Source organism: Rhodanobacter sp. AS-Z3 (assembly GCF_029224025.1).
Taxonomy (GTDB): domain Bacteria; phylum Pseudomonadota; class Gammaproteobacteria; order Xanthomonadales; family Rhodanobacteraceae; genus Rhodanobacter.
The window spans coordinates 21,800-45,000 of sequence record NZ_CP119392.1 but is presented as its reverse complement, the minus strand read 5'-3'; the positions used below and the strand labels follow the sequence as shown (position 1 = coordinate 45,000).

The 23,201-nt window shown below is 61.5% G+C and carries 16 protein-coding genes and 2 rRNA genes (1 of these 18 cut by a window edge); 16 read left to right on the top strand and 2 right to left on the bottom strand.

Annotation, left to right across the window (positions count from 1 at the left end):
• The 4 genes from PY254_RS00175 to glpK all read left to right on the top strand — a co-directional run.
• Positions 1 to 2,850 (top strand): 23S ribosomal RNA (locus PY254_RS00175) (it extends 31 nt beyond the left edge of the window).
• 188 nt (positions 2,851 to 3,038) lie between these two features.
• Positions 3,039 to 3,152, top strand: a 5S ribosomal RNA gene (gene rrf, locus PY254_RS00170).
• A gap of 499 nt (positions 3,153 to 3,651) precedes the next feature.
• Positions 3,652 to 5,187, top strand: a complete 1,536-nt coding sequence (gene glpD, locus PY254_RS00165; protein WP_281013468.1) for a glycerol-3-phosphate dehydrogenase — start codon at positions 3,652 to 3,654, stop codon at positions 5,185 to 5,187.
• Positions 5,184 to 6,689, top strand: coding sequence for a glycerol kinase GlpK (glpK, locus tag PY254_RS00160; protein WP_281013467.1), 1,506 nt, complete (start codon positions 5,184 to 5,186; stop codon positions 6,687 to 6,689). Before glpD ends, glpK begins: the two co-directional genes overlap by 4 nt.
• Before the next feature lie 9 nt (positions 6,690 to 6,698).
• Here glpK and PY254_RS00155 read toward each other — a convergent pair whose 3' ends face one another.
• Positions 6,699 to 7,634, bottom strand: a complete 936-nt coding sequence (locus PY254_RS00155) for a carbohydrate kinase family protein (RefSeq protein ID WP_281013466.1) — start codon at positions 7,632 to 7,634, stop codon at positions 6,699 to 6,701.
• 275 nt (positions 7,635 to 7,909) lie between these two features.
• On the opposite strand from PY254_RS00155, the gene PY254_RS00150 reads away from it, so the two are divergent.
• The 12 genes from PY254_RS00150 (at position 7,910) to PY254_RS00095 (ending at position 21,268) form a co-directional block, all read left to right on the top strand.
• Positions 7,910 to 8,956, top strand: coding sequence for a rod shape-determining protein (locus tag PY254_RS00150; protein WP_281013465.1), 1,047 nt, complete (start codon positions 7,910 to 7,912; stop codon positions 8,954 to 8,956).
• A gap of 9 nt (positions 8,957 to 8,965) precedes the next feature.
• Positions 8,966 to 9,913, top strand: a complete 948-nt coding sequence (gene mreC / locus PY254_RS00145) for a rod shape-determining protein MreC (RefSeq protein WP_281013464.1) — start codon at positions 8,966 to 8,968, stop codon at positions 9,911 to 9,913.
• Positions 9,910 to 10,395 (top strand): rod shape-determining protein MreD, encoded by a 486-nt coding sequence (mreD, locus tag PY254_RS00140; protein ID WP_281013463.1) that lies wholly within the window; start codon positions 9,910 to 9,912, stop codon positions 10,393 to 10,395. Before mreC ends, mreD begins: the two co-directional genes overlap by 4 nt.
• Before the next feature lie 16 nt (positions 10,396 to 10,411).
• On the top strand, positions 10,412 to 12,403 hold the full coding sequence (mrdA, locus tag PY254_RS00135; protein ID WP_281013462.1) for a penicillin-binding protein 2: 1,992 nt from the start codon (positions 10,412 to 10,414) through the stop codon (positions 12,401 to 12,403).
• Positions 12,400 to 13,515 carry a rod shape-determining protein RodA gene (rodA, locus tag PY254_RS00130; protein ID WP_281013461.1) on the top strand — a complete coding sequence of 372 codons (1,116 nt, stop codon included), beginning with the start codon at positions 12,400 to 12,402 and terminating at the stop codon, positions 13,513 to 13,515. The genes mrdA and rodA overlap by 4 nt, the downstream gene beginning before the upstream one ends.
• Before the next feature lie 96 nt (positions 13,516 to 13,611).
• Positions 13,612 to 14,622, top strand: a complete 1,011-nt coding sequence (gene mltB, locus PY254_RS00125) for a lytic murein transglycosylase B (RefSeq protein WP_281013460.1) — start codon at positions 13,612 to 13,614, stop codon at positions 14,620 to 14,622.
• Complete coding sequence (locus PY254_RS00120) at positions 14,619 to 15,530, top strand: septal ring lytic transglycosylase RlpA family protein (protein ID WP_281013459.1); 912 nt, start codon at positions 14,619 to 14,621, stop codon at positions 15,528 to 15,530. The genes mltB and PY254_RS00120 overlap by 4 nt, the downstream gene beginning before the upstream one ends.
• A 77-nt stretch (positions 15,531 to 15,607) precedes the next feature.
• Complete coding sequence (locus PY254_RS00115; RefSeq protein ID WP_281013458.1) at positions 15,608 to 16,861, top strand: D-alanyl-D-alanine carboxypeptidase family protein; 1,254 nt, start codon at positions 15,608 to 15,610, stop codon at positions 16,859 to 16,861.
• Positions 16,861 to 17,151, top strand: a complete 291-nt coding sequence (locus PY254_RS00110) for a YbeD family protein (RefSeq protein WP_281013457.1) — start codon at positions 16,861 to 16,863, stop codon at positions 17,149 to 17,151. Before PY254_RS00115 ends, PY254_RS00110 begins: the two co-directional genes overlap by 1 nt.
• A gap of 176 nt (positions 17,152 to 17,327) precedes the next feature.
• A complete protein-coding gene (lipB, locus tag PY254_RS00105) occupies positions 17,328 to 17,996 on the top strand; it encodes a lipoyl(octanoyl) transferase LipB (protein WP_281013456.1) in 669 nt (222 codons plus the stop codon).
• Between the two features lie 9 nt (positions 17,997 to 18,005).
• Positions 18,006 to 19,016 carry a lipoyl synthase gene (gene lipA, locus PY254_RS00100; protein WP_281013455.1) on the top strand — a complete coding sequence of 337 codons (1,011 nt, stop codon included), beginning with the start codon at positions 18,006 to 18,008 and terminating at the stop codon, positions 19,014 to 19,016.
• Between the two features lie 8 nt (positions 19,017 to 19,024).
• Positions 19,025 to 21,268: a carboxy terminal-processing peptidase gene (locus PY254_RS00095; RefSeq protein WP_281013454.1), complete on the top strand. Its 2,244-nt coding sequence runs from the start codon at positions 19,025 to 19,027 to the stop codon at positions 21,266 to 21,268.
• Positions 21,269 to 21,319: 51 nt separating this feature from the next.
• On the opposite strand, the gene PY254_RS00090 is transcribed toward PY254_RS00095, so the two are convergent.
• Entirely contained in the window at positions 21,320 to 23,179 is a 1,860-nt protein-coding gene (locus PY254_RS00090) for a tetratricopeptide repeat-containing sulfotransferase family protein (RefSeq protein WP_281013453.1), read from the bottom strand.
• Positions 23,180 to 23,201: the final 22 nt, after the last annotated feature.

Sequence of the window (23,201 nt, the reverse complement as noted above, 5' to 3'; positions counted from 1 at the left end):
CTTGGCAGTCAGAGGCGATGAAGGACGTGGCAGCCTGCGAAAAGTGTCGGGGAGCTGGCAACAAGCTTTGATCCGGCAATGTCCGAATGGGGAAACCCACTCCGCAAGGAGTACTGCATGGTGAATACATAGCCATGCAGGGCGAACCCGGGGAACTGAAATATCTAAGTACCCGGAGGAAAAGAAATCAACCGAGATTCCCTGAGTAGCGACGAGCGAACGGGGACTAGCCCAAAAGCACATTATGTTTTAGTCAAACGGGATGGAAAGCCCGGCCATAGATGGTGATAGCCCAGTCGACGAAAAGGCATTTTGTGTGAAATTGAGTAAGGCGGGGCACGTGAAACCTTGTCTGAACATGGGGGGACCATCCTCCAAGGCTAAATACTACTGACTGACCGATAGCGAACTAGTACCGTGAGGGAAAGGCGAAAAGAACCCCGGAGAGGGGAGTGAAATAGACCCTGAAACCGTATACGTACAAGCAGTGGAAGCCCGCAAGGGTGACTGCGTACCTTTTGTATAATGGGTCAGCGACTTACTGTCTGTGGCAAGCTTAACCGTATAGGGGAGGCGAAGAGAAATCGAGTCTGAATAGGGCGCATAGTCTCAGGCAGTAGACCCGAAACCGAGTGATCTATCCTTGGCCAGGTTGAAGGTGCGGTAACACGCACTGGAGGACCGAACCCACATCTGTTGCAATAGATGGGGATGAGCTGAGGATAGGAGTGAAAGGCTAAACAAACTCGGAGATAGCTGGTTCTCCTCGAAAGCTATTTAGGTAGCGCCTCGGACGAATCTTCCTGGGGGTAGAGCACTGTTATGGCTAGGGGGTCATCGCGACTTACCAAACCATGGCAAACTCCGAATACCAGGACAGACTATCCGGGAGACACACGGCGGGTGCTAACGTCCGTCGTGAAAAGGGAAACAACCCAGACCCGCAGCTAAGGTCCCAAAGTCATAGCTAAGTGGAAAACGATGTGGAAAGGCATAGACAGCCAGGAGGTTGGCTTAGAAGCAGCCATCCTTTAAAGAAAGCGTAATAGCTCACTGGTCGAGTCGGTCTGCGCGGAAGATTTAACGGGGCTAAGCTATGCACCGAAGCTCGGGGTGTGCACATTTATGTGTACGCGGTAGAGGAGCGTTCCGTAAGCCTGTGAAGGTGTGTTGTAAAGCATGCTGGAGGTATCGGAAGTGCGAATGCTGACATGAGTAACGATAATGGGGGTGAAAAGCCCCCACGCCGAAAGCCCAAGGTTTCCTCGCGCAACGTTCATCGGCGCAGGGTGAGTCGGCCCCTAAGGCGAGGCAGAAATGCGTAGTCGATGGGAAGCAGGTTAATATTCCTGCACTTTTCTATAGTGCGATGTGGGGACGGAGAAGGTTAGGTCTACCGGGCGTTGGTTGTCCCGGGGAAAGGAGGTAGGCATGTATCTTAGGCAAATCCGGGATACTTTATGCCGAGCACCGAGACGAGCCCTTTTGGGCGAAGTGACTGACACCACGCTTCAGGAAAAGCCACTAAGCTTCAGCTATAGAAAAACCGTACCGCAAACCGACACTGGTAGGCAGGGTGAGAATCCCAAGGCGCTTGAGAGAACTCGGGTGAAGGAACTAGGCAAAATGGCACCGTAACTTCGGGAGAAGGTGCGCCCATTAGCGTGGTCACGTGCGTGACTGAGCGTTGATGGGCTGCAATAACCTGGCCGCTGCGACTGTTTATCAAAAACACAGCACTCTGCAAACACGAAAGTGGACGTATAGGGTGTGACGCCTGCCCGGTGCTGGAAGGTTAATTGATGGGGTCAGCCGCAAGGCGAAGCTCTTGATCGAAGCCCCAGTAAACGGCGGCCGTAACTATAACGGTCCTAAGGTAGCGAAATTCCTTGTCGGGTAAGTTCCGACCTGCACGAATGGCGTAACGACAGCGGCGCTGTCTCCACCCGAGACTCAGTGAAATTGAATTCGCTGTGAAGATGCAGCGTTCCCGCGGCAAGACGGAAAGACCCCGTGAACCTTTACTATAGCTTTACACTGAACGTTGAGTTCTTCTGTGTAGGATAGGTGGGAGGCTTTGAAGCGCAGACGCTAGTTTGCGTGGAGCCATCCTTGAAATACCACCCTGAAGTGCTTGACGTTCTAACCTAGGCCCGTAATCCGGGTCAGGGACCGTGTATGGTGGGTAGTTTGACTGGGGCGGTCTCCTCCCAAAGAGTAACGGAGGAGCACGAAGGTACGCTCAGCGCGGTCGGACATCGCGCACTGTGTGCAATGGCATAAGCGTGCTTGACTGCGAGATCGACGGATCAAGCAGGTACGAAAGTAGGTCATAGTGATCCGGTGGTTCTGTATGGAAGGGCCATCGCTCAACGGATAAAAGGTACTCCGGGGATAACAGGCTGATACCGCCCAAGAGTTCATATCGACGGCGGTGTTTGGCACCTCGATGTCGGCTCATCACATCCTGGGGCTGTAGCCGGTCCCAAGGGTATGGCTGTTCGCCATTTAAAGTGGTACGCGAGCTGGGTTCAGAACGTCGTGAGACAGTTCGGTCCCTATCTGTCGTGGGCGTTGGAGATTTGAGGGGGGCTGCTCCTAGTACGAGAGGACCGGAGTGGACGTTCCGCTGGTGTTCGGGTTGTCATGCCCATGGCATTGCCCGGTAGCTACGAACGGAAGTGATAACCGCTGAAAGCATCTAAGCGGGAAGCACGCCCCAAGATGAGATCTCCCGAGAGCTTGACTCTCCTTAAGGCACCATCAAGACTAGGTGGTTGATAGGTCAGGTGTGGAAGTGCAGTAATGCATTGAGCTAACTGATACTAATGAGCCGTGAGGCTTGACCATATAACCCCAAGACGCTTCGTTCGGTCTTAACACAGTCTTAGTTCGATTCGAATTCACCTCGACGCTTGTCACTCGTTTACGATTTATCCAACGTGAGTTTCCACTCACGGAAATGCCGGGTCAGCTGCATCGACCGGGCCTTTCAAGAAGATGTGGAGCCGGCGCTAACGCGCTGCTCCCACCCCTTCCCTGGCGGCCATAGCGGCGTGGTACCACCTGATCCCATCCCGAACTCAGAAGTGAAACGCGCATGCGCCGATGGTAGTGTGGTTTTTCCATGCAAGAGTAGGTCACCGCCAGGGGCTTTATCCTGAAACACCCTCACCGGAAACGGTGGGGGTTTTTCTTTGGCGCTGTGGCGGTTGCGATCGTAGATCGCACACTGCAACAGGTCACCGCCAGGGGCTTTATCCTGAAACACCCTCACCGGAAACGGTGGGGGTTTTTCTTTGGCGCTGTGGCGGTTGCGATCGCAGATCGCACACTGCAACAGGTCACCGCCAGGGGCTTTATCCAAGAAGGCCTCCCCAATCGGGGAGGCCTTCGTCTTTGTAACGTTCCAAGCACCGCGGTTGCGGTTGCGATCGTAGATCGCACACTGCAAGGTCACCGCCAGCGGCCTTGTTCCACGGCCTTCCCCACCCGGGAGGCGGTGGTCTTCATGAGCAGACCGTTCTGAATGCAAATGGGCCGGCTCAGTCCTTTTTGCTATTGACGGCCGGTCTGCTGGCTGCCGTCGTCTGTCGATGCCGTGGTAGCTTGCGTACGTGAACTTTCGCAGGACATGCGCGGGGACCTGGCTTGCACTACGACACGGACATCCTGGTGGTGGGTGGCGGCATCAACGGCGCCGGTATCGCGCGAGATGCGGCTGGGCGGGGCTTGTCTGTAACGCTCTGCGAACAGGATGACCTCGCCTCGCATACCTCCAGTGCCAGCACCAAACTTATTCACGGTGGCTTGCGTTATCTGGAGCAATACGAGTTTCGGCTGGTGGCCAAAGCGCTGGCCGAGCGCGAAGTGATTCTGCGTCTTGCGCCGCACATCGCCTGGCCGCTGTTGTTCGTATTGCCACACGAGTCGCATCTGCGGCCGGCCTGGATGATCCGCTTGGGCTTGCTGCTCTACGACAGTCTTGGTGCAGGCAACCGTACGTTGGCTGATTCGCACGCAGTGGATCTGCATGACCACGTTAGTGGAGTGCCTTTGCGAGAACCGTTCTCACAGGGCTTCGTGTATTCCGATGGATGGGTTCAGGATGCGCGACTGGTTGTGCTCAACGCGATGGATGGCGTGAAGCGCGGAGCTGATGTTCGCGTGCACACTCGCTGTGAGGCTGCGCATGTCCAGGAGAGTATCTGGCACGTGCAGCTGCGCGGTGCCGATGGCCGTTCGGAGTTATTGCGGGCCAAGGCGCTGGTGAACGCCTGCGGGCCGTGGGCTGGTCAATTTCTGGGAGATGAGCTGGGTCGCCAACAGCATCCGGAGGTACGGATGGTCAAGGGCAGCCACATCGTGCTGCCGCGTCTGTTTGACCACGAATACGCTTACATCTTCCAGCAGCCCGATCGCCGCATCGTGTTTGCGATCCCTTACGAGAACGACTACACCTTGATCGGCACGACCGACATGGAATTTCGTGGTGACCCTGGCCGGGTATGCATCGAAGAGGCAGAAACACGCTATCTGTGCGATGCAGTCAATCGGTACTTCCGCAGGTCAGTGCAGCCGCATGAGGTGGTCTGGAGCTTTAGCGGCGTGCGGCCGTTGCTCGACGAGGGCGGTGACGCGTCGTCAGCAAGCCGCGACTATCGGATTGAGCTGGATACCAGGCAAGGCGCCCCCTTGTTGAACGTGTTTGGCGGCAAGATCACGACGTATCGGCGCCTCGGCGAAGAGGCTGTGGACTTACTGTGCGACGCGTTGGAACACGAGCAACCCGCGTGGACCGCACACGGCGATCCGCTGCCGGGTGGTGACTTCGCTGATGCCGAGCGCTTGCTGGTGGCATGGTCGCGACGCTGGCCGTGGTTGCCAGTGGGATTGGCACATCGTTGGTTGCGGCACTACGGTACCTGCGTTGCGACTTTGCTGGGCGATGCAAGTGAGCTGCCGGATCTCGGGCGGCACTTCGGCGCCGGGCTTTATCAATCGGAAGTGGACTATCTCATCCGTCACGAATGGGCTCGCGCCAGCGAAGATATCCTGTGGCGTCGTACCAAACTGGGTTTGCGCTTGACTGATGTCGAACGGGTCGAGCTGGATGCATACCTGGCCGCGTTCGTTCCCGGAATGATCGGTGCGGCAGCAACCAATACCGTGAGCCGGCCGACATGAGCGAAAAGCCCCGTTTCATCATCGCCATCGATCAGGGCACCACCAGTTCGCGCGCAATGATTTTTGATGCCCAAGGCCGGGTGATGGCCTCGGCGCAGCGAGAATTCGAGCAGATATTTCCGCGCTCCGGCTGGGTCGAACATCGCCCGCACGATATTCTCACCAGTGTTCAGGTAACCCTGACTGAGGCGATGCACAAGGCTGGTATCGACGCGTCGACCGTGGCCGGTATCGGCATCACCAATCAGCGCGAAACCACCGTAGTGTGGGACCGCAATACCGGCGAGCCGGTGTACAACGCGCTGGTCTGGCAATCCCGCCATTCGGCTGAAATCTGCCGAGAAATGCGCACGGATGCAGTCGATCGCTTGATCCGCGAGCGCACCGGGCTGTTGCTCGATGCCTACTTTTCGGCGACCAAGTTGAAGTGGCTATTCGATCATGTCGACGGCGTGCGTGAGCGAGCCATACGAGGCGAACTGCTGTTCGGCACCATCGACAGCTGGCTGGTGTGGAATCTCACCGGCGGCAAGGTCCACGTTACCGATGTCACCAACGCGTCGCGCACGCTGTTGTATGACATTCACCGGCACTGCTGGGACGATGACCTGCTCGCGCTATTCGGTATCCCTGCCTCCATGTTGCCGCAGGTTCGTGGTTGCAGCGAGGTGTATGGACACATCGAACCCAAATACTTCTTTGGCCGGAACGTTCCGATCTGCGGCATGGCTGGCGATCAGCAGGCGGCGCTGTTTGGCCAGGCCTGCTTCGAACCGGGCATGGCCAAGAATACCTATGGCACCGGTTGTTTCATGCTGATGAACACCGGCGCGACCGCCGTGTCTTCGCAACATGGCCTGCTGAGCACCATTGCCTGGCAACTCGACGGCAGGACCGAATACGCGCTTGAAGGCAGCATTTTCGTCGCCGGGTCAGTGGTGCAATGGTTGCGTGATGGACTGCAGATGCTCGGCCACGCCAATGAATCGCAAGCCTGTGCGGAAAGCGTGGCGTCCACGGATGGCGTGTATCTGGTACCGGCGTTCTCCGGTTTGGGCGCGCCTTACTGGCGCAGCGATGTGCGTGGCGCCATGTTCGGGCTGTCGCGTGGTACCCGCAAGGAACATCTGGTGCGCGCTGCGCTGGAGTCGATGGCCTACCAGACCCGCGACGTGCTCGCCGCGATGGAAGCCGATGCCGGAATCGCCCTCAAGGAGTTACGCGCCGATGGCGGCGCGATCGCCAATGACTTTCTGGCGCAGTTTCAATGCGACATGCTTGCCGTGCCGCTGCTGCGTACGCAGACCGCTGAAACAACGGCGCTGGGCGCGGCCTATCTGGCCGGTCTTGCGGTTGGCGTATGGGAAAACCGCGAGCAGATCGCCAACATGTGGCAGTTGGACAGGCGCTTCGAACCGACCATGAAAGCTGACCGACGAGAGCGCCTGTACCGCGGTTGGCAGGCGGCGGTGCAGGCCACCATGGCCTTTCCCACCGACTGAGGCAACCACTCAGTTCAGCGCGTAACCGAACTGCTCCAGGAACTCTGCAGCAAAATCGGCATAGCTGAAACGCTGGTTCTGCGTGCCAGGGTGCTCGACCTTGAGCGCGCCCATCAGCGAGGCCATGCGGCCCACGGTGGGCCAATCCTTGCCATGCATGATGCCGAAGATCAGGCCTGCGCGATAAGCGTCGCCGCAGCCGGTGGGGTCGACGATCTGGCGTTCGCGTGCCGGCGGAATCTGGTGGATCTGACCGTCCACATGGATCAGCGAGCCGCGTGGGCCCTGGGTCACGATATACGCGGTGACCTTTTCCGCAATCTCCGCCGCGCTCCAGCCCGTGCGCGTCTGCAGCAACTGTGATTCGTAATCATTGACGATCACGTAGGTGGACTTCGAGATCATCGAGCGGAATTCGTCGCCGCTGAACAGCGGCATCGCCTGGCCCGGATCGAAGATGAACGGTACGCCGCGTTCGGCAAACTCATCCACGTGTTGCAGCATTGCCTCGCGACCATCCGGCGCGACAATCGCGAAATCAATCTGCGGAATGTCACGCACGTGGTTTTCCTGCGCGCTGGACATGGCGCCAGGATGAAACGCGGTGATCTGGTTGTTGTCCAGGTCCGTGGTAATGAAGCACTGCGGGGTGAACTGGTCGTCGAACACGCGCACACTGTCCAGACAAATGCCGCACTGCTCCATGTGTGCGCGGTAAGGTGCGAAATCCTGGCCCACGGCGGCTACGGGCAGCGGATCGCCGCCGAGCAGTTTGAGGTTGTAGGCGATATTTCCCGCGCAACCACCGAATTCCCGACGCATGCGCGGCACCAGGAACGACACATTCAGAATGTGCATCTGATCGGGCAGGATGTGATTCTTGAACTGGTCCTGGAACACCATGATGGTGTCGTAGGCCAGCGATCCGCAGATGACGGCAGACATGATGTGCAGGAACCCCCGGGCAGAGAATGGAAACCGTATCGCCGCAGATCGGCACTTGCCGAACCGGACGGGCCCGGTCAAAGGATTGAATCTTACCGCCATCCATCGCGATTGGCGACTTTCGACCCCGCCGAAAAGCTCAGCTGGCAATGCAGAAAATGTGCTTAGGGTCGTGTTGTAGAAGGATTTCTTAACGTTATTGTCCTTGCGCATGTGGCATGCGCTGACTAGACTGGCGAGCTTACTTTTTAGCCAGGCCGGACCACGGCGGACCCATGTTCAAGAAGTTTCGCGGGATCTTCTCCAACGACATCTCCATCGACCTCGGCACGGCCAACACGCTGATCTACGTGCGTGGCCAGGGCATCGTCCTGAACGAGCCGTCGGTGGTGGCGATCCGTCAGGATCGCGGCCCGGGTGGCCCGCGCACGATCGCGGCGGTCGGCAGTGATGCCAAGCGCATGCTTGGTCGCACGCCCGGCAACATCGCCACGGTGCGGCCGATGAAGGATGGCGTGATCGCCGACTTCACCATGACCGAAGCGATGCTGCAGCACTTCATCAAGCAGGTGCACAAATCGCGCTTCCTGCGCCCGAGCCCGCGCGTGCTGGTCTGTGTGCCGTGCGGCTCGACCCAGGTCGAGCGCCGTGCGATCAAGGAATCGGCCGAAGGTGCCGGTGCCCGCGACGTGTTCCTGATTGAAGAACCGATGGCTGCGGCGATCGGCGCCGGTATTCCGGTGCACGAGGCGCGTGGTGCGATGGTGCTGGATATCGGTGGCGGTACTTCCGAAGTGGCCGTGATCTCGCTCAACGGCATTGTCTATTCGCAGTCGGTGCGCGTGGGCGGCGATCGGTTCGATGAAGCGATCATCAATTACGTGCGACGCAACCACGGTACGCTGATCGGTGAATCCACCGCCGAGCGAATCAAGCTGCAGATCGGCTGCGCGTTTCCGCAGACCGACGTGAAGGAAATCGAGATCTCCGGCCGCAATCTCGCCGAGGGCGTGCCGCGGATGTTTACCATCAACTCCAACGAGATTCTCGAGGCCTTGCACGAGCCGCTCGCCGGTATCGTGGCGGCGGTGAAGTCGGCGCTGGAGCAGACTCCGCCGGAACTGTGTTCCGACGTGGCCGAGCGCGGCATCGTGCTGACCGGCGGTGGCGCCTTGCTGCGCGATCTGGATCGGCTGATCTCCGAGGAAACCGGCCTGCACGTGCAGGTGGCGGACGATCCGCTGACCTGTGTGGCCCGTGGCGGCGGCAAGGCGCTGGAGCTGATTGATCAGCACGGCAGCGACTTCTTCGCTCCCGAGTAAGGCGCGGCCATGGCGCGTACGCGCGATGAGTCCTCGCCGCTGTTCGCCGGCAACGCCGCGGGCACGCTGCGGCTGATCGTCTACCTTGCGCTGGCCATGGTGCTGATGGTGCTCGACCAGCGTAACGGCTGGCTGTGGCGCTTGCGTTATGCGGCTTCGGCCGTGGTCGAGCCGGTGTATCGCCTTGCCGGGTTGCCTGCCGTGGGTATCCGCACGATGAGCGTCGCTTTTGCCGATCGCCAACTGCTTACCGAACAGAACCAGCGTCTGCGCGAAGACCTGTTGCTGGCCAATGCCAAGTTGAACCGAATGGCGGCCGTGGCGGAGCAGAACCATCGCCTGAAAGAGTTGCTCGACACCCAGCACAGCCTTGATCTGAACGTGCAGTTGGCGCGGGTCATCGGCGTGGACCTTGGTGCGTACCGCTATCAACTCACCTTGAACCTGGGCGCCCGCGACGGTGTCAGGCAAGGTCAGCCAGTGATCGACGCTCACGGCGTGATGGGTCAGGTCAAGGAAGTGTTGCCGACCACCGCCGTAGTCATGCTGATCACCGATCCGGCGCATGCGATTCCCGTGGTGATCGAGCGAACCGGCTTGCGCACGGTGGCCTATGGCTCACGCGACGGTGATGAACTGGAGTTGCCTACCATCCCGCTGGCAGCGGATGTGCGTACCGGCGACAAGTTGCTCACCTCGGGTCTCGGCGGGCGCTTCCCGCCCGGATTTCCGGTGGGCGAGGTTGACGCGGTGGCACCGGCCGCCACCGGGATGTTCCTGGTGGCAAGGGCGAAACCGGCGGCGGACATCGACCGCAGCGAAGACGTGCTGCTGTTGCATGATCAAGCCGAGCCGGATGGCCCGCCCGCACCCATCACCCCGATGGGCCCGCCCGACTCGTTGGCCCCTGCGGCCAGCGTGGCGGCGCCACCGTCTGCCGCTGGAGTCAGGCGATGAGCCGGCAGCGCCTGAGTCAATGGTGGTTTGCCGGCACCGTGCTGTTTGGGCTGGTGTCCATGCTGGTGCCGTTTCCCGGCGTGCTGGAGCCGTTCAAACCGTACTGGCCGGCGTTGATCCTGTTGTACTGGTCACTGGAGTCGGAAGACCGCGTGACCCTCGGGTTGGCCTTCATGGTGGGTGTGGCCGCCGACTTGCTCAATGGTGTGGTGCTGGGTGAGCAGGCATTGCGTCTGTGTGCACTGGTCTTCATCGCCTTGCGTTTCCGCTCGCGCCTGCGCTTTTTTCCGATGTGGCAGCAGGCGCTGGCGGTACTTGCGCTGCTGTTGAACGATCGCGTGCTGCTGCTGGTCGTGCGCCTGCTGGCAGGCGCTTCGTTGCCGCCGGCCAGTTGGTGGGTTTCGCCGTTTGTCGGCGCTGCATTGTGGCCGTTTCTTTTCCTGCTGCTCGACGATCTGCGCGCACGTCTGCGGATTCAATGAGCGATGCATCCGTGACATGAAAATTCGGCGCTCACTGAAAGACCCTCGCGGTGAAAGCCTGCTGTTCCGGCGGCGCGCGCTGGCGGCATTCGCGCTGATTGTGCTGGGTTTGTGCCTGTTGCTGGTGCGCTTCGCTTTCCTGCAGGTGACCCATCACGAAGAGTTCGCCACGCGCTCGCAGAACAATCGCGTCAAGCCGCGTGCGATTCCGCCGGCGCGCGGACTGATCTACGATCGTAACGGCGTACTGCTGGCCGACAACGTGCCGGCGTTCCGGCTGGAAGTGGTGCCGGAACAGGTCAAGGACATGTCCGCCCTGCTGGCCCAGCTCGGCCATGTGGTGCCGCTGGACCCGGACGATCTGGAAGCGTTCCGCAAGCAGCTCAAGCAGAGCCGCCGCTTTGACAGCGTGCCGCTGAAGATGCACCTGAGCGAGGACGAGATTGACCGCTTCGCTGTCAACCGCTGGCGCTTCCCGGGCGTGGATGTTGTCCCTTACCTCACTCGGCGTTATCCCCTGGGTGGATTGTTCGCGCATGTGGTGGGTTATGTCGGCCGCATCGATGCCGACGATGTCGACCGGCTTGATCCGGCCCGCTACAAGGGCACCAGCCACGTTGGTCGCAGCGGTATCGAGCGATCGTACGAGGACGTGCTGCACGGCACGCCGGGCTACGAATTGCTGGAAGTGAACGCCGATGGCCGCACCCAGCGCGTGCTCGAAACGCATGCGCCAACGCCGGGCAAAAACCTTTATCTCAGCATCGATGTACGTCTGCAGAAGGCAGCCGAGGAAGCGTTTGCAGGCCGTCCTGGTGCAGCGGTGGCGATCGATCCACGCAATGGCCAGGTGCTGGCGATGGTCAGCGTGCCGACGTTCGATCCCAATCTGTTCGTCAATGGCATCAGCAAGACAGACTACTCCGCGCTGACCAACGACCCGGACAAACCGCTGTACAACCGTGCGCTGCGGGGTGTGTATCCGCCAGGGTCCACGGTGAAACCGCTGATTGGTCTGGCCGGCCTGGAGACGGGCATGCGCAAGCCAAGCGACACGGTACTTTCCACCGGTGTGTTTTACCTACCCGGCCAGGCACGTGGGTATCGCGACGACCAGCGTGGCGGCGTCGGCACGGTGGATCTCGCCCGTGCGATCGAGATGTCCGTCAACACCTATTTTTACAAGCTTGCGCTGGACATGGGTATCGATCGGCTCAGTGCCTTCATGGACAAGTTCAGCTTTGGTCGGCCCACCGGCATTGACTTGATCGGGGAGTCTGCCGGGGTGCTGCCGTCCAGGCAGTGGAAGGCGGCGAATTCGAAGGAACCGTGGTACCCGGGCGAGACCGTGATCGCCGGCATTGGCCAGGGCTACTGGGCGGTAACGCCGCTGCAACTGGCACACGCGATCGCCACGTTTGCCGGTCATGGCGTGCCCTATGCACCGCGACTGGCGATGGCGACGCAAGGTGGCGTGAATACCGCGCAGGTACCGCTGAGCAACCCGCCGACCGGGCCGTCGGTAATCCGCAATCCGGCGAACTGGGATGCGGTCAACCAGGGCATGGAGTTGGTGATCTACGGCGACCGCGGCACGGGCCGCAAATTGGCGGCCGGTTTCCCGTATCTATTGGCCGGCAAGAGTGGCACCGCCGAGCGCTATTCGCGCAAGTCGGATGCGTATGACACCAATCGAAACACGGCCTATCTTGCCTCGCGCCACCGCGCCTGGTTTGTCGCCTATGCACCGGCCGACAACCCGCAAATCGCCGTAGCCGCGATCCTGGAGTCCGGCGCGTGGGGAGCGGATTCCACTGGCCCGATTGTCCGTAAGATGCTTGATGTGTGGCTCGCCGCGCACGGTGGCGTGATTCCCGATGCGAAGCGTTTGCCGGCATCGACCACGCCACCCGTGGTCGCGCCTACGGATGTGCAGAACAGCGAGCCGATCGACGACCCGGTCGAGGACCTGCCGGCAGAATCCACATCCAGCGGAGCGACGCCATGATCAACGCCATGCATGCGCGTGGCCGGCGGTTTCTGCGGCGCATCCTGACCCGGCCCCGCATCGATATGCCGCTGGCATTCGGTCTGTTCGTGCTGGCCTTGGTGGGACTGGTCACCTTGTACAGCGCCGGCAGCGGCAGCCTGGCGCTGGTGGGCGGTCAGGCGGCGCGCTTCGTGTTGGGCGGCGTGTTGTTGCTGATCGTGTCGCGGATTCCGCCGGCGGTGTTGCGTGGCTGGACGCCGTGGCTGTATGCCGGCAGCACCGCCTTGCTGGTGGTGGTGGCGATCCTCGGTGAAGGGCGCGGCTCGATTCGCTGGCTCGACCTGGGCTTCATGCGGTTTCAGCCGTCCGAACTGCTGAAGCTGACGATGCCGATGATGGTCGCCTGGTATTTGCACCCGCGACAGTTGCCGCCGGGCTGGAAAGATATTGTCGTGGTCGGCCTGCTGATTGCGATTCCGGCCGGCCTGATTGCCGAGCAACCCGACCTGGGTACCGCCGTACTGGTAACGGCGGCCGGCGCGTTCGCGTTGTTCCTCTCCGGCATGGCGTGGTGGCGCATTGGTCTGCTGGTCGGTGCCGTGGGCGGAATGATTCCGGTTGGCTGGCATTTCCTGCACCAGTACCAGCGCGATCGCGTGCTGACCTTGCTCAATCCGGAATCCGACCCGCTCGGCAACGGCTGGCACATCATCCAGTCGCAGATCGCGGTGGGTTCCGGTGGCGTCTTCGGCAAGGGCTGGCAACACAGCACGCAGTCGCGGCTGGATTTCCTGCCCGAGCACACCACCGACTTCATTTTCGCGGTGTTCTCCGAAGAGTTCGGCCTGATTGGCGTGATCGCGCTGGTCGCGTTGTATGCGTTCATCATCGGCCGCTGCCTGTGGATCGCGATGGAGGCCCGCGACACTTATTCGCGCCTGCTCGCCGGTGCGATCGGCATGAGCTTCTTCGTCTACGTGTTCGTCAACGGCGGCATGGTCGCCGGCATGTTGCCGGTGGTCGGCGTGCCAATGCCGATGATCAGCTACGGCGGTACCTCGGCGGTTTCGTTGCTGACTGGTTTCGGCGTGCTGATGTCGATTCACGCAAATCGCAAGACGCACATCTGAACGCGGCCACCGTTGCGCCATGCTCGCGCCTGAAGTTGCGCGTGTGTGCATGTTAGGCTTTCGGTGACATCGTAAATTTGTGAGCGAAGCCACCACATGACAGCCACACCCGCGCCGCGCCCGGCCCGTTTTTTTGCCGTCCTGAGCCTGTTGTGGGTGATTTCGCTGACGCCGGCACTGGCGGAAACCCACCCAGGCCAGTCCGAACTGGTGCGCGAAGTGGCGCGCGACACCGGCAAGAGCGCGGCAGCGTTGAATACGTTGCTCGACGGCGCGAAAAAGCAGCAAAGCATCCTCGATGCGATCAGTCGCCCGGCCGAAGGCAAGCCGTGGAAAGACTACCGACCGATCTTCCTCACTGACAAACGCATCGACGATGGCGTGGCGTTCTACCGCCAGCATCGCGCGCTGCTCGAGCAGATCGGCAAGCAGTACGGCGTGGCGCCCCAATACATCGTGGCCATCGTCGGCGTGGAAACCAGTTACGGCCGCAACACCGGCAAGTACAAGGTGCTCGATGCGCTGGTCACGCTGGGCCTGTATTACCCGCCACGGGCGAAGTTTTTTCGCGAGCAGTTGAAGGAACTGCTGAGCATGCCGGACAACCATCTGGCCGGCCCACTCGACACACTGACCGGCTCGTACGCCGGCGCGCAGGGCTGGGGTCAGTTCATGCCCACCAGCATTCGCGACTTCGCGGTGGATGCCGACCATGACGGCCACATCGATCTGCAGAATTCGCTGCCGGACATCTTCGCCAGCGTGGCCAATTACTTTGTGCAGCACGGCTGGGTCACTGGCGGTCCGGTGGCGGCGCGCGCGCAACCGGATGCGGCCGCAACGCCACTGGTGGTGAAGGACACCAAGCCGCAGTGGCCGCTGGAGCAACTGGAAGCGTGGGGTTACGCACCGTTGCAACCACTGTCGCCGGCCGAGTCCACCAGTTTGCAGACGCTGGAAGGTCCGAATGGGCCGGAATACTGGTTCACCTTCCAGAATTTCTATGTGATCACTCGCTACAACCGCAGTCCGTTGTATGCGATGGCGGTGAACCAGCTGGCGCAGGCTATCGCGGACGGCGCGGGCCCGATGGAATCGGCGCGATGAAGTTGCTCGGCGCGATGGCCTTGCTGGCCGCGGGCTTGCTGCTGGCCGGCTGCAGTGGGCACAAGACCAGGCCACGCCATCGCGACAGTCATGCGCGGGTGCTTTCCTCGTCTTCTTCGACCGCGAGCACCGGCGACGACCGCTTCAACGACGACCTCAACAAGCCACAAAGCAGTCGCTACCGCGACGGCCAGGACAGCGTTCCGCCGCCGCTGGATGTGAGCAAGCTGGTCGAGCCGGTGCCGAAGGTCGAGCCGCGTTCGCTGTATGGCAACAAGTCCCCGTACACCGTGCGCGGGCGCACCTATCGCGTGCTGCCCAGCGCGCGCGGCTACAAGCAGCGCGGCATTGCCTCGTTCTACGGCAACAAGTTCCATGGTTACAAGACGTCCAGCCTGGAAACCTACGACATGTATGCGTTCAGCGCCGCCAGCACCACGCTGCCGCTGCCCAGCTATGCGCGGGTGACCAATCTGGAAACCGGCAAGAGCGTGATCGTGCGGGTCAACGATCGTGGTCCGTTCCATGACAACCGGGTGATTGACTTGTCCTACGCCGCTGCAGTGAAGATCGGCGTCTATCCCAAGGGCACCGGCCTGGTTGAGGTGCAGGGCATCGACCCCGGCGCTGCGGCTACGGAACTGCCGCCGCCGCCCGCGGTCACAGGCTCACACCCGGGCATTTTTCTGCAGGTTGGCGCCTTTTCCGATGCGAACAACGCCGATCGACTGGCTCAGCGTTTGCGTGAGGCCAGGCTTGGCGCGGTGCAGGTCAGCGATGCGTTGAGCAATGATCGCCACGTATATCGCGTGCGGATCGGGCCGCTGGACAGCGTCGATCGTGCTGACGAGATCAGCGCCCGAATCGAACGTATGGGTCTGCCCCGGCCGCAGGTCGCGGTAGACTGAGCAGGATTTGCGCACCCCTTTTCCATCTCCATCGACGCCCGCAACGTCGAAACCCAGAAATTGGACTGAACAACACGATGAATTTTTTCCGCCGCGCCCTTATTCCGTTTGCCGCCGTCACCTTGCTGGTCGGCGTCGCCGTCGCCCAGACCCCGCCACGCCCGTCACCGGTGCCGCGGCCGGTGGTGCCCGAGGCGCCGGTGCCGCCGCCGCCGGATGTCGACGGCAAAAGCTGGGTGCTGATGGATTATGCGACCGGTCAAATCCTTGCCAGCAAGGAGCCCGACATGCGCCTGGAGCCGGCATCGATCACCAAGATCATGACTGACTACGTGGTCTCGGCCGAGGTCGCCAACGGCAAGGTCCACATGACCGACCCGGTGACCATCAGCGAAAATGCATGGCGTGGCGGCGGTGCCGGTACGGATGGTTCCACCAGCTTCCTCAAACTCAACAGCCAGGTGCCGCTGAAGGACCTGCTGTACGGCATGATCATCCAGTCCGGCAATGACGCGGCGATCGCGCTGGCCGAGCACACCGCGGGTTCCGAGTCGTCGTTCGCGGCACTGATGAACGCCTATGCCAAGCAGCTCGGCATGGTCAACTCGAACTTCGAGAACGCTTCGGGTTATCCGATCACCAACCACTACACCACCGCGCACGACATCGCGATCCTGTCGCGCGCGCTGATCCACGACTTCCCCGAGGACTATGCGATTTCCGCGGTCAAGGAGTTCGAGTGGAACGGGATCAAGCAGCACAACCGCAACACCTTGCTGTGGCGCGACCCCAGCGTGGACGGCATCAAGACCGGCCACACCGCAGCGGCGGGCTACTGCCTGGCGGCGTCGGCCAAGCAGGGCGAGTCGCGGATGATCGCTATCGTGATGGGCGCCAGCAGCGAAAAGGCGCGTGCCGATTCGGCGATGGCCTTGCTCAATTACGGCTTCCGTTTCTACGAGACCCACAAGTTGTACGACGCCGGCAAGCCGCTGGCCACGCCGAAGCTGTGGAAGGGCGCGTCCAATCAATTGCCGTTGGGCGTCAACGAGAGCGTGCAGGTCACCGTCAAGCGTGGCCAGTACGACCAGTTGAAGGCCACCATGGATGTTCCCGCCACGCTGGTGGCACCGTTCACCAAGGGGCAGCAGGTGGGTACGTTGCGGATCACCCTGGATGGCAAGCCGGTGCAGAGCGTGCCGCTGGTGGCACTGGCCGACGCGCCGCAGGGCGGTTTCTTCTCGCGCCTGTGGGACAGCATCATGCTGTGGTTCCACAGTGACAAGAAGGCGGATGCCACGGCACCCGCCAAGAGCGCGGACGCGAAGTAATGCAGCCGATCGACTTCACCAAGGCGAAGGAAGAGGGCAAGGGTTTCGAATTCCCTGGGGAGTTCGAGATCACGGCGGTGGGCAACTCCAGCGCCAACCTGCCCAGCCATGTGCCGCAGTTGCTCGAACGCGCCGGTCTGCATGTGCTGCACGAAAGTGTGCGCCACCGGCACTCCGGCGCCGGCAACTACGTTTCGGTCACGGTGAGTTTTCGCTGCGAGAACCGCGAGCAATACGAAGCCGCGCACCACGCGCTGCGCGGTGATCCGGATATTCGTTATACGCATTGATGTATTGAAAAGCGGGAACAGGGAACAGGGAACGTGCAGGGCATCGCAAACGTGTTGCTCTGCGCTTCGAGCAGGCCGGTCGATAGCCGCAACCCTGCCGCTTCCAGGTTTTCTGCTATTCCCCGTTCCCCGTTCCCCGTTCCCCGTTCCCCGTTCCCCGTTCTCCAAGGTTTCCCATGTCGTTGCCGCTGAAAATCCGCCGTCTCGGTCGCCAGCCGTATGCAGCAACCTGGAAGGCGATGAGCGCGTTCACCGATAACCGCACCGCCGACACGCCCGACGAGTTGTGGCTGCTGGAACATGATCCGGTGTTCACGCTGGGTCAGGCCGGCAAGATGGAGCACGTGCTGGCGCCGGGTGACATCCCGGTGATTCCGGTCGACCGTGGTGGCCAGGTCACTTACCACGGACCGGGCCAGATCGTGGGTTATCCGTTGATCGACCTGCGCCGGCTCGGGGTGGGCGTGCGCGAGCTGGTCAACCGGATCGAACAAACGCTGATCGATACGCTGGCGCACTGGAATGTCACCGCCGTGCGCCGTGAAGGTGCGCCCGGCGTGTACGTGGATGAGGCCAAGGTCGCTGCGCTGGGTTTGCGCGTGCGCCGCGGTTGCAGTTTCCACGGACTGGCCTTCAACGTGGCCATGGACCTGGAGCCGTTTCAACGCATCAACCCTTGCGGCTACAAGGGTTTGGCGGTCACGCAACTGCTAGACTTGGGCGGTCCTTCGAGCCTTGCCACGGTCGAGGATGAGCTGGTCGAACAGTTCTGTCGCCAGTTTGGTTTCGTCGCCGAGTCGGCCGCTTCCCTTTTACCTGAACTCCCCGCGCGTGCGGTGGTCTGAGCTTTCTACATGAGCGAATCATCCACATCGTCGACCAAGGTCATCCCGATCACCGTCGTCGGCCATGCGCCGGCGGGTGAGAAGCAGCTTGGCAACGACAAGATCGCGCTGAACCGCGCTGGTTTCGACACGGCCGTGCCGACCCTGCGCAAGCCATCGTGGATTCGCGTGCGCTTGCCGCAAGGCAACGCGGTGCAGCAGCTCAAGGCACGTCTGCGCGAGAACGCGCTGGTCACGGTCTGCGAGGAAGCTTCCTGCCCGAACATCCACGAATGCTTCAGCAAGGGCACGGCGACCTTCATGATCCTCGGTGAGGTGTGCACCCGCCGTTGCTCGTTCTGCGATGTGGCCCATGGCCGTCCGCTGCCGCCCGATGCGCTGGAGCCGGCGCGGCTGGCCGAGACAATCCGTGACATGCGCCTGAAATACGTGGTGATCACCTCGGTCGATCGCGACGACCTGCGTGATGGTGGCGCCGAACATTTCGCTGCCTGCATCCGCGCCACCCGTCATGCCAGCCCCAACATCCGCATCGAAATCCTGACTCCGGATTTTCGTGGCAAGGGTCGCATGGAGCGCGCCCTGGAGGTGTTGAAAGAATTTCCGCCGGACGTGTTCAACCACAACCTGGAAACCGTGCCGCACTTGTACCGCGAGGTACGCCCGGGCGCTGACTACCAGTGGTCGCTCGACCTGCTCAAGCGCTTCAAGGCACAGCATCCCGAGGTGCCGACCAAGTCCGGCATCATGCTGGGTCTGGGCGAAACGATGGATCAGGTGCTCGAGACGATGCGCGATTTACGCGCCCATGACGTCGAGATGATCACCATCGGCCAGTATCTGCAGCCCACGCCGCATCATCACCCGGTGGTGCGCTACTGGACTCCCGAAGAATTTGACAGCTTGCGCGAAGCCGGCAACGCGATGGGTTTCCATCACGTTGCCTCCGGTCCGCTGGTACGTTCGTCCTATCACGCCGACCTGCAGGCCCATGCAGCCGGTGTCACCGAATCAGCTTGAGAGCCTCCATGAAATTTCGTCCCGCGCTGTTCCTGCTGCTAGCTCTTACCGCCACCGGCGCCTGCGCGCAGTCCGCTGCCGACATGGGCGCAGGCAAGCCACGCAAGGCGGCCACCTGGCCGCTGACCTCGACGCCTGAGGAAGCCCAGGCCGCGCAGTTGTCCGCACGCTTCCTCACTCGTTTCCATTACGACGCACAGCCGCTTGACGACGCGATGTCGGCACGCATCTACAACGCCTATTTCAAGTTGCTCGACAGCGAGAAGGTGTTCTTCACCCAGGCCGACATGGCCAAGTTCGCGCCGATGAAAACCAGGCTGGATGACGCGATCTGGAACCAGGACCTGTCCGGGCCGTTCACCATCTTCAACGCCTACGTGCAGCGCGCGGTCGAACGGATGACCTACGCGCGCGGCCTGCTCAAAAACGGCTTTGATTTTTCGGCCGACCAGAGCTACACCTTCGACCGCGAACACGCCGACTGGCCGAAAGACCAGGCCGAGCTGGACGACCTGTGGCGCAAGCGCACCATGAATGACTGGCTGCGCCTTAAGCTGGCTGGCCAGAAAGATGACGATATCCGCAAGACGCTGGACAAGCGCTATGCCGCCTACATCGAGCGCATCAAGCAGCTCGATGGTCAAGATGCATTCCAGACCTTCATGACGTCGTACGCCGAAACCACTGACCCGCACACCGATTACCTCGGCCCACGCGCGGCAGAGAATTTCGACATCTCGATGAAGTTGTCGCTGGAAGGTATTGGCGCAGTGCTGCAAGCTCGCGACGACTACACGCAGATCCGCGAACTGGTGCCTGCCGGTCCGGCCGGCAAGTCCGGCAAGATCCAGGTCGGCGACCGCATTGTCGGTGTCGGTCAGGGCGATACCGGCCCCATCGTCGACGTGATCGGCTGGCGCCTGGATGACGTGGTCAACCGTATTCGCGGCAAGAAGGACACCACCGTGCGGCTGGAAATCCTGCCGGCGGACACTGGCGTGGACGGCAAGCACGAGATCGTCACGCTGGTGCGCAAGAAAGTCAGCATCGAGGAGCAGGCGGCGAAGAAGAAGATTGTCGAGATCAAGGACGGCGGCATTACCCGCAAGATTGGCGTGATCGACCTGCCCACCTTCTACTCCGACTTTGGCGCACGCAGCGCCGGCGACGCCAATTTCAAGAGCGCCACCCGCGACGTGGCCAAGCTGCTTGGCGAGTTGAAGCAGGAAGGCATGCAGGGCGTGGTGGTTGATTTGCGCAACAACGGCGGCGGTTCGCTGGCCGAGGCGAACTCGCTGACCGGCCTGTTCATCGACAAGGGTCCGGTGGTGCAGGTGCGTGACTCCCGAGGCCAGGTCGAGCAACAAGGCGATGATGACGCAGGCATGGCCTGGAGCGGCCCGCTGGCCGTGCTGGTCAACCGCGGCACGGCCTCGGCGTCGGAAATTTTTGCGGCGGCGATCCAGGACTACCATCGTGGACTGATCATCGGTGAGCCGACCTTCGGCAAGGGCACCGTGCAGAACCTGGTCAATCTGGATCGCTTCGCCCAGAGTGACGACGAGAAACCGCAGCTCGGCGAGCTGAAGATGACCATCCAGGAATTCTTCCGCATCAACGGCGGTTCCACCCAGTTGAAGGGTGTGACGCCGGACATCGCGTTTCCGCAGAACGGCGACGCCAAGGACTTCGGCGAATCCACCTACGAGAACGCGCTGAAGTGGACCCAGATTGCTCCCGCCGATTACCAGGTGGTGGCGAATCTTGGTGCCTATCTGCCGCAACTCGAGAAGATGCATGCCGACCGCGTGGCGCAGTCGCCGGCGTGGAAGCTGATGCTGGACGAACTGAAGCAGTACCGCACGATGCGCGCGAAGACCTCGATCTCGTTGAACTTCGCCACCCGTGAAGAAGAGCGCAAGCAGATGGAGGCCATCCAGAACGACTTCCGCGCTCGTCACAAGGCGATCGACGGCACCGATGCGGTGATTGCCGACGCAGACAGCAACCTCGATGACGGCCTCAACGCGAACGAGCGCAGTCTGAAGTCCGAGCTGAAGCAGGAAAAGGATGCGAAGAAGGCCAAGGACGTGCAGCTCAACGAAACGGCGCACATCCTGTTCGACGCCGTCGGCATGATCAAGGCCGACCCGAAGCTGGCCAGTGAAGTGCTGCCCTATGGCGGCAAGTTGTCGGGCACCAACATGGTGATTGCGCAACCGAAGGCGCCGGCGGCCACGCAGCCGCATTGAGAAGCTGAAAGCAGCGAGTATCGAAGGGGCGGCGCCGTGCGTCGCCCCTTTTCATGCGCTGTAGCCGAACCGGTCCAGCCACGGTTGCAGCACAGGCAAGATCGGCTCGAACTGCTCGCGGTAGTGCTGCCAGCGACCGACCGCCTTGCGATGGACGCCTTCGGTAACCTGCGCGTAGCTGGGCGTGCTGATGAAACGTTTGTTGCGTGCATGTTCGGCGAAGCGCTTCAGCGCCGAACTGTCGCTTATTTCCAGAAACTCGCCCAGTCGCGCGGCCTGCTTGTCGAACTCTTCGACCACCGATTCGTAGCGCCACTCCAGTATGTTTGGCGCGAATACCTCGACATCGTGATGCCACTGCTCGAACGCGTTTACATAGCCCTCGGCCAGTCGTTGCAGCGACGAACACAGCACCATGAACGCCGGTGAACGAAACGGCTGCATGCTGCAGCTCAGCAACACGTCACAAGGATGGCGCAGGCACAGGATGATGCGTGCATTCGGAAACAGCCGCATGATCATCGGCAGGCACAGCATGTTGAGCGGATTCTTGTCGACCAGGCAGCGGTCTCCAAGAGCGCGCACGACCTGCTGGACCAGTCGTTGATAAGCACCACGCAACTGGTCGACATCTTGCTGCGTCAGCTTTGACAGATCCCCCGGGTAACGCTGGCCGACCAGCTCCATGCTTTCGATGAGGTCATGGACATAGGCGCGCTCGTCCATCGACTGGAACTCCGGGTGGGCGTCGAGCATCTGTTCCAGCAACGTCGTGCCGGAGCGAGGGAAGCCGACTATGAAGACCGGGCTCTGTCGACTGCCGGGCGAGGTCAAGCTGTTCCATGGAGCATGGACGTCACGCCCGAGGTACCCGCCGGTGACCTGCAACGGGCGGCTGTCGGCGGCCAGCAGTTCCGGCACTACGTGGCGGGCAATTTCCAGTTGGGTGGCGTGTGCGTGCCGTAGTGCCTCCCATGCTTCGGGGTAGCGCCCTTGCCGGTCAAGCGCCGCGCCAAGACCAAACGCGGCGCTGGCGTGACCTTCCTCATTGTGGTTGCCAGACAGGGCGCGTTGATACTGCGCAGCCGCCTCGGCATAGGCGCCATCGCGCATCGCCATGACGGCGTGTGCGCGCCAGCCCTCGGCACGCGCCTGTTCGGCCTGCGCCGGCAAGGCGTCAAGTGTGGCCGGTGGCAAATGCCGCAGCGCAGCCTGGGCTGCTTCGACCTGATTGTTCCGCTCGTGCAACAGGACGCGCTGCGCGGCGATGCGCAGGCGCATGATCGCAGCTGCGGGCTCGGCCGGCAGTGATGCCTGTGCCAGCGTGCGAAGTGCGGATTCCAGGTCGCCCTGAACAGACAACATCGCTGACAACACCAGCGCCTGTTCGGCCGGTTGCGGCGGCCAATGGCCGGCATCAATCAGCAATGCTTCCTGCTGCGTATTGTCGCCGCAGACGTGGCAGGCGTAGGCGGCCTGCAGCCGGGCCTCGATGAAATGTGGAGCCAACTGCACCGCGTCCAGCAAACTTTGCCTGGCTGGCAGCCATTGTCGCTGCTGGGTACGGAGCAAGCCGAGGTTGTAGTGAACTTCGGCATCGTTCGGCGCCAGCGACAGGGCCGTCAGCAGCGCCCGTTCCGCTGCGCCCAGGTCACCCGCCTCCCGGCAGACCACGGCGAGGTTGTTCCAGTGCGAGGAAACCAACGGTTGCAACTGTGCCAGTTGCCCGAAGGTTGCGGCAGCTTGCTGCAAACGGCCGGTCGCCTGCTGGGCCACGCCGAGCAGCGAGAGCGCGCCTTCATCTTGCTGCAATGACGGCATGGCCTGTCCGGCGATGGCAATGACCTGCTCAGGCTCGCCGGCGTGCCAGGCTTGGAGCATCGCCGTGACCAGATCCGTCGCAGTGGACATGCCTTCTCCATCGGTCGTCTTC

What these genes read in the sequence shown, in the direction of transcription:
- PY254_RS00155 (WP_281013466.1), bottom strand. Translation starts at nt 7,634, where the DNA reads ATGTCTGCCGTCATCTGCGGATCGCTGGCCTACGACACCATCATGGTG.
- PY254_RS00120 (WP_281013459.1), top strand. Translation starts at nt 14,619, where the DNA reads ATGAAGTTGCTCGGCGCGATGGCCTTGCTGGCCGCGGGCTTGCTGCTG.
- PY254_RS00115 (WP_281013458.1), top strand. Translation starts at nt 15,608, where the DNA reads ATGAATTTTTTCCGCCGCGCCCTTATTCCGTTTGCCGCCGTCACCTTG.
- PY254_RS00150 (WP_281013465.1), top strand. Translation starts at nt 7,910, where the DNA reads ATGTTCAAGAAGTTTCGCGGGATCTTCTCCAACGACATCTCCATCGAC.
- PY254_RS00110 (WP_281013457.1), top strand. Translation starts at nt 16,861, where the DNA reads ATGCAGCCGATCGACTTCACCAAGGCGAAGGAAGAGGGCAAGGGTTTC.
- lipB (WP_281013456.1), top strand. Translation starts at nt 17,328, where the DNA reads ATGTCGTTGCCGCTGAAAATCCGCCGTCTCGGTCGCCAGCCGTATGCA.
- lipA (WP_281013455.1), top strand. Translation starts at nt 18,006, where the DNA reads ATGAGCGAATCATCCACATCGTCGACCAAGGTCATCCCGATCACCGTC.
- PY254_RS00090 (WP_281013453.1), bottom strand. Translation starts at nt 23,179, where the DNA reads ATGTCCACTGCGACGGATCTGGTCACGGCGATGCTCCAAGCCTGGCAC.
- mreC (WP_281013464.1), top strand. Translation starts at nt 8,966, where the DNA reads ATGGCGCGTACGCGCGATGAGTCCTCGCCGCTGTTCGCCGGCAACGCC.
- mreD (WP_281013463.1), top strand. Translation starts at nt 9,910, where the DNA reads ATGAGCCGGCAGCGCCTGAGTCAATGGTGGTTTGCCGGCACCGTGCTG.
- mltB (WP_281013460.1), top strand. Translation starts at nt 13,612, where the DNA reads ATGACAGCCACACCCGCGCCGCGCCCGGCCCGTTTTTTTGCCGTCCTG.
- rodA (WP_281013461.1), top strand. Translation starts at nt 12,400, where the DNA reads ATGATCAACGCCATGCATGCGCGTGGCCGGCGGTTTCTGCGGCGCATC.
- PY254_RS00095 (WP_281013454.1), top strand. Translation starts at nt 19,025, where the DNA reads ATGAAATTTCGTCCCGCGCTGTTCCTGCTGCTAGCTCTTACCGCCACC.
- glpK (WP_281013467.1), top strand. Translation starts at nt 5,184, where the DNA reads ATGAGCGAAAAGCCCCGTTTCATCATCGCCATCGATCAGGGCACCACC.
- mrdA (WP_281013462.1), top strand. Translation starts at nt 10,412, where the DNA reads ATGAAAATTCGGCGCTCACTGAAAGACCCTCGCGGTGAAAGCCTGCTG.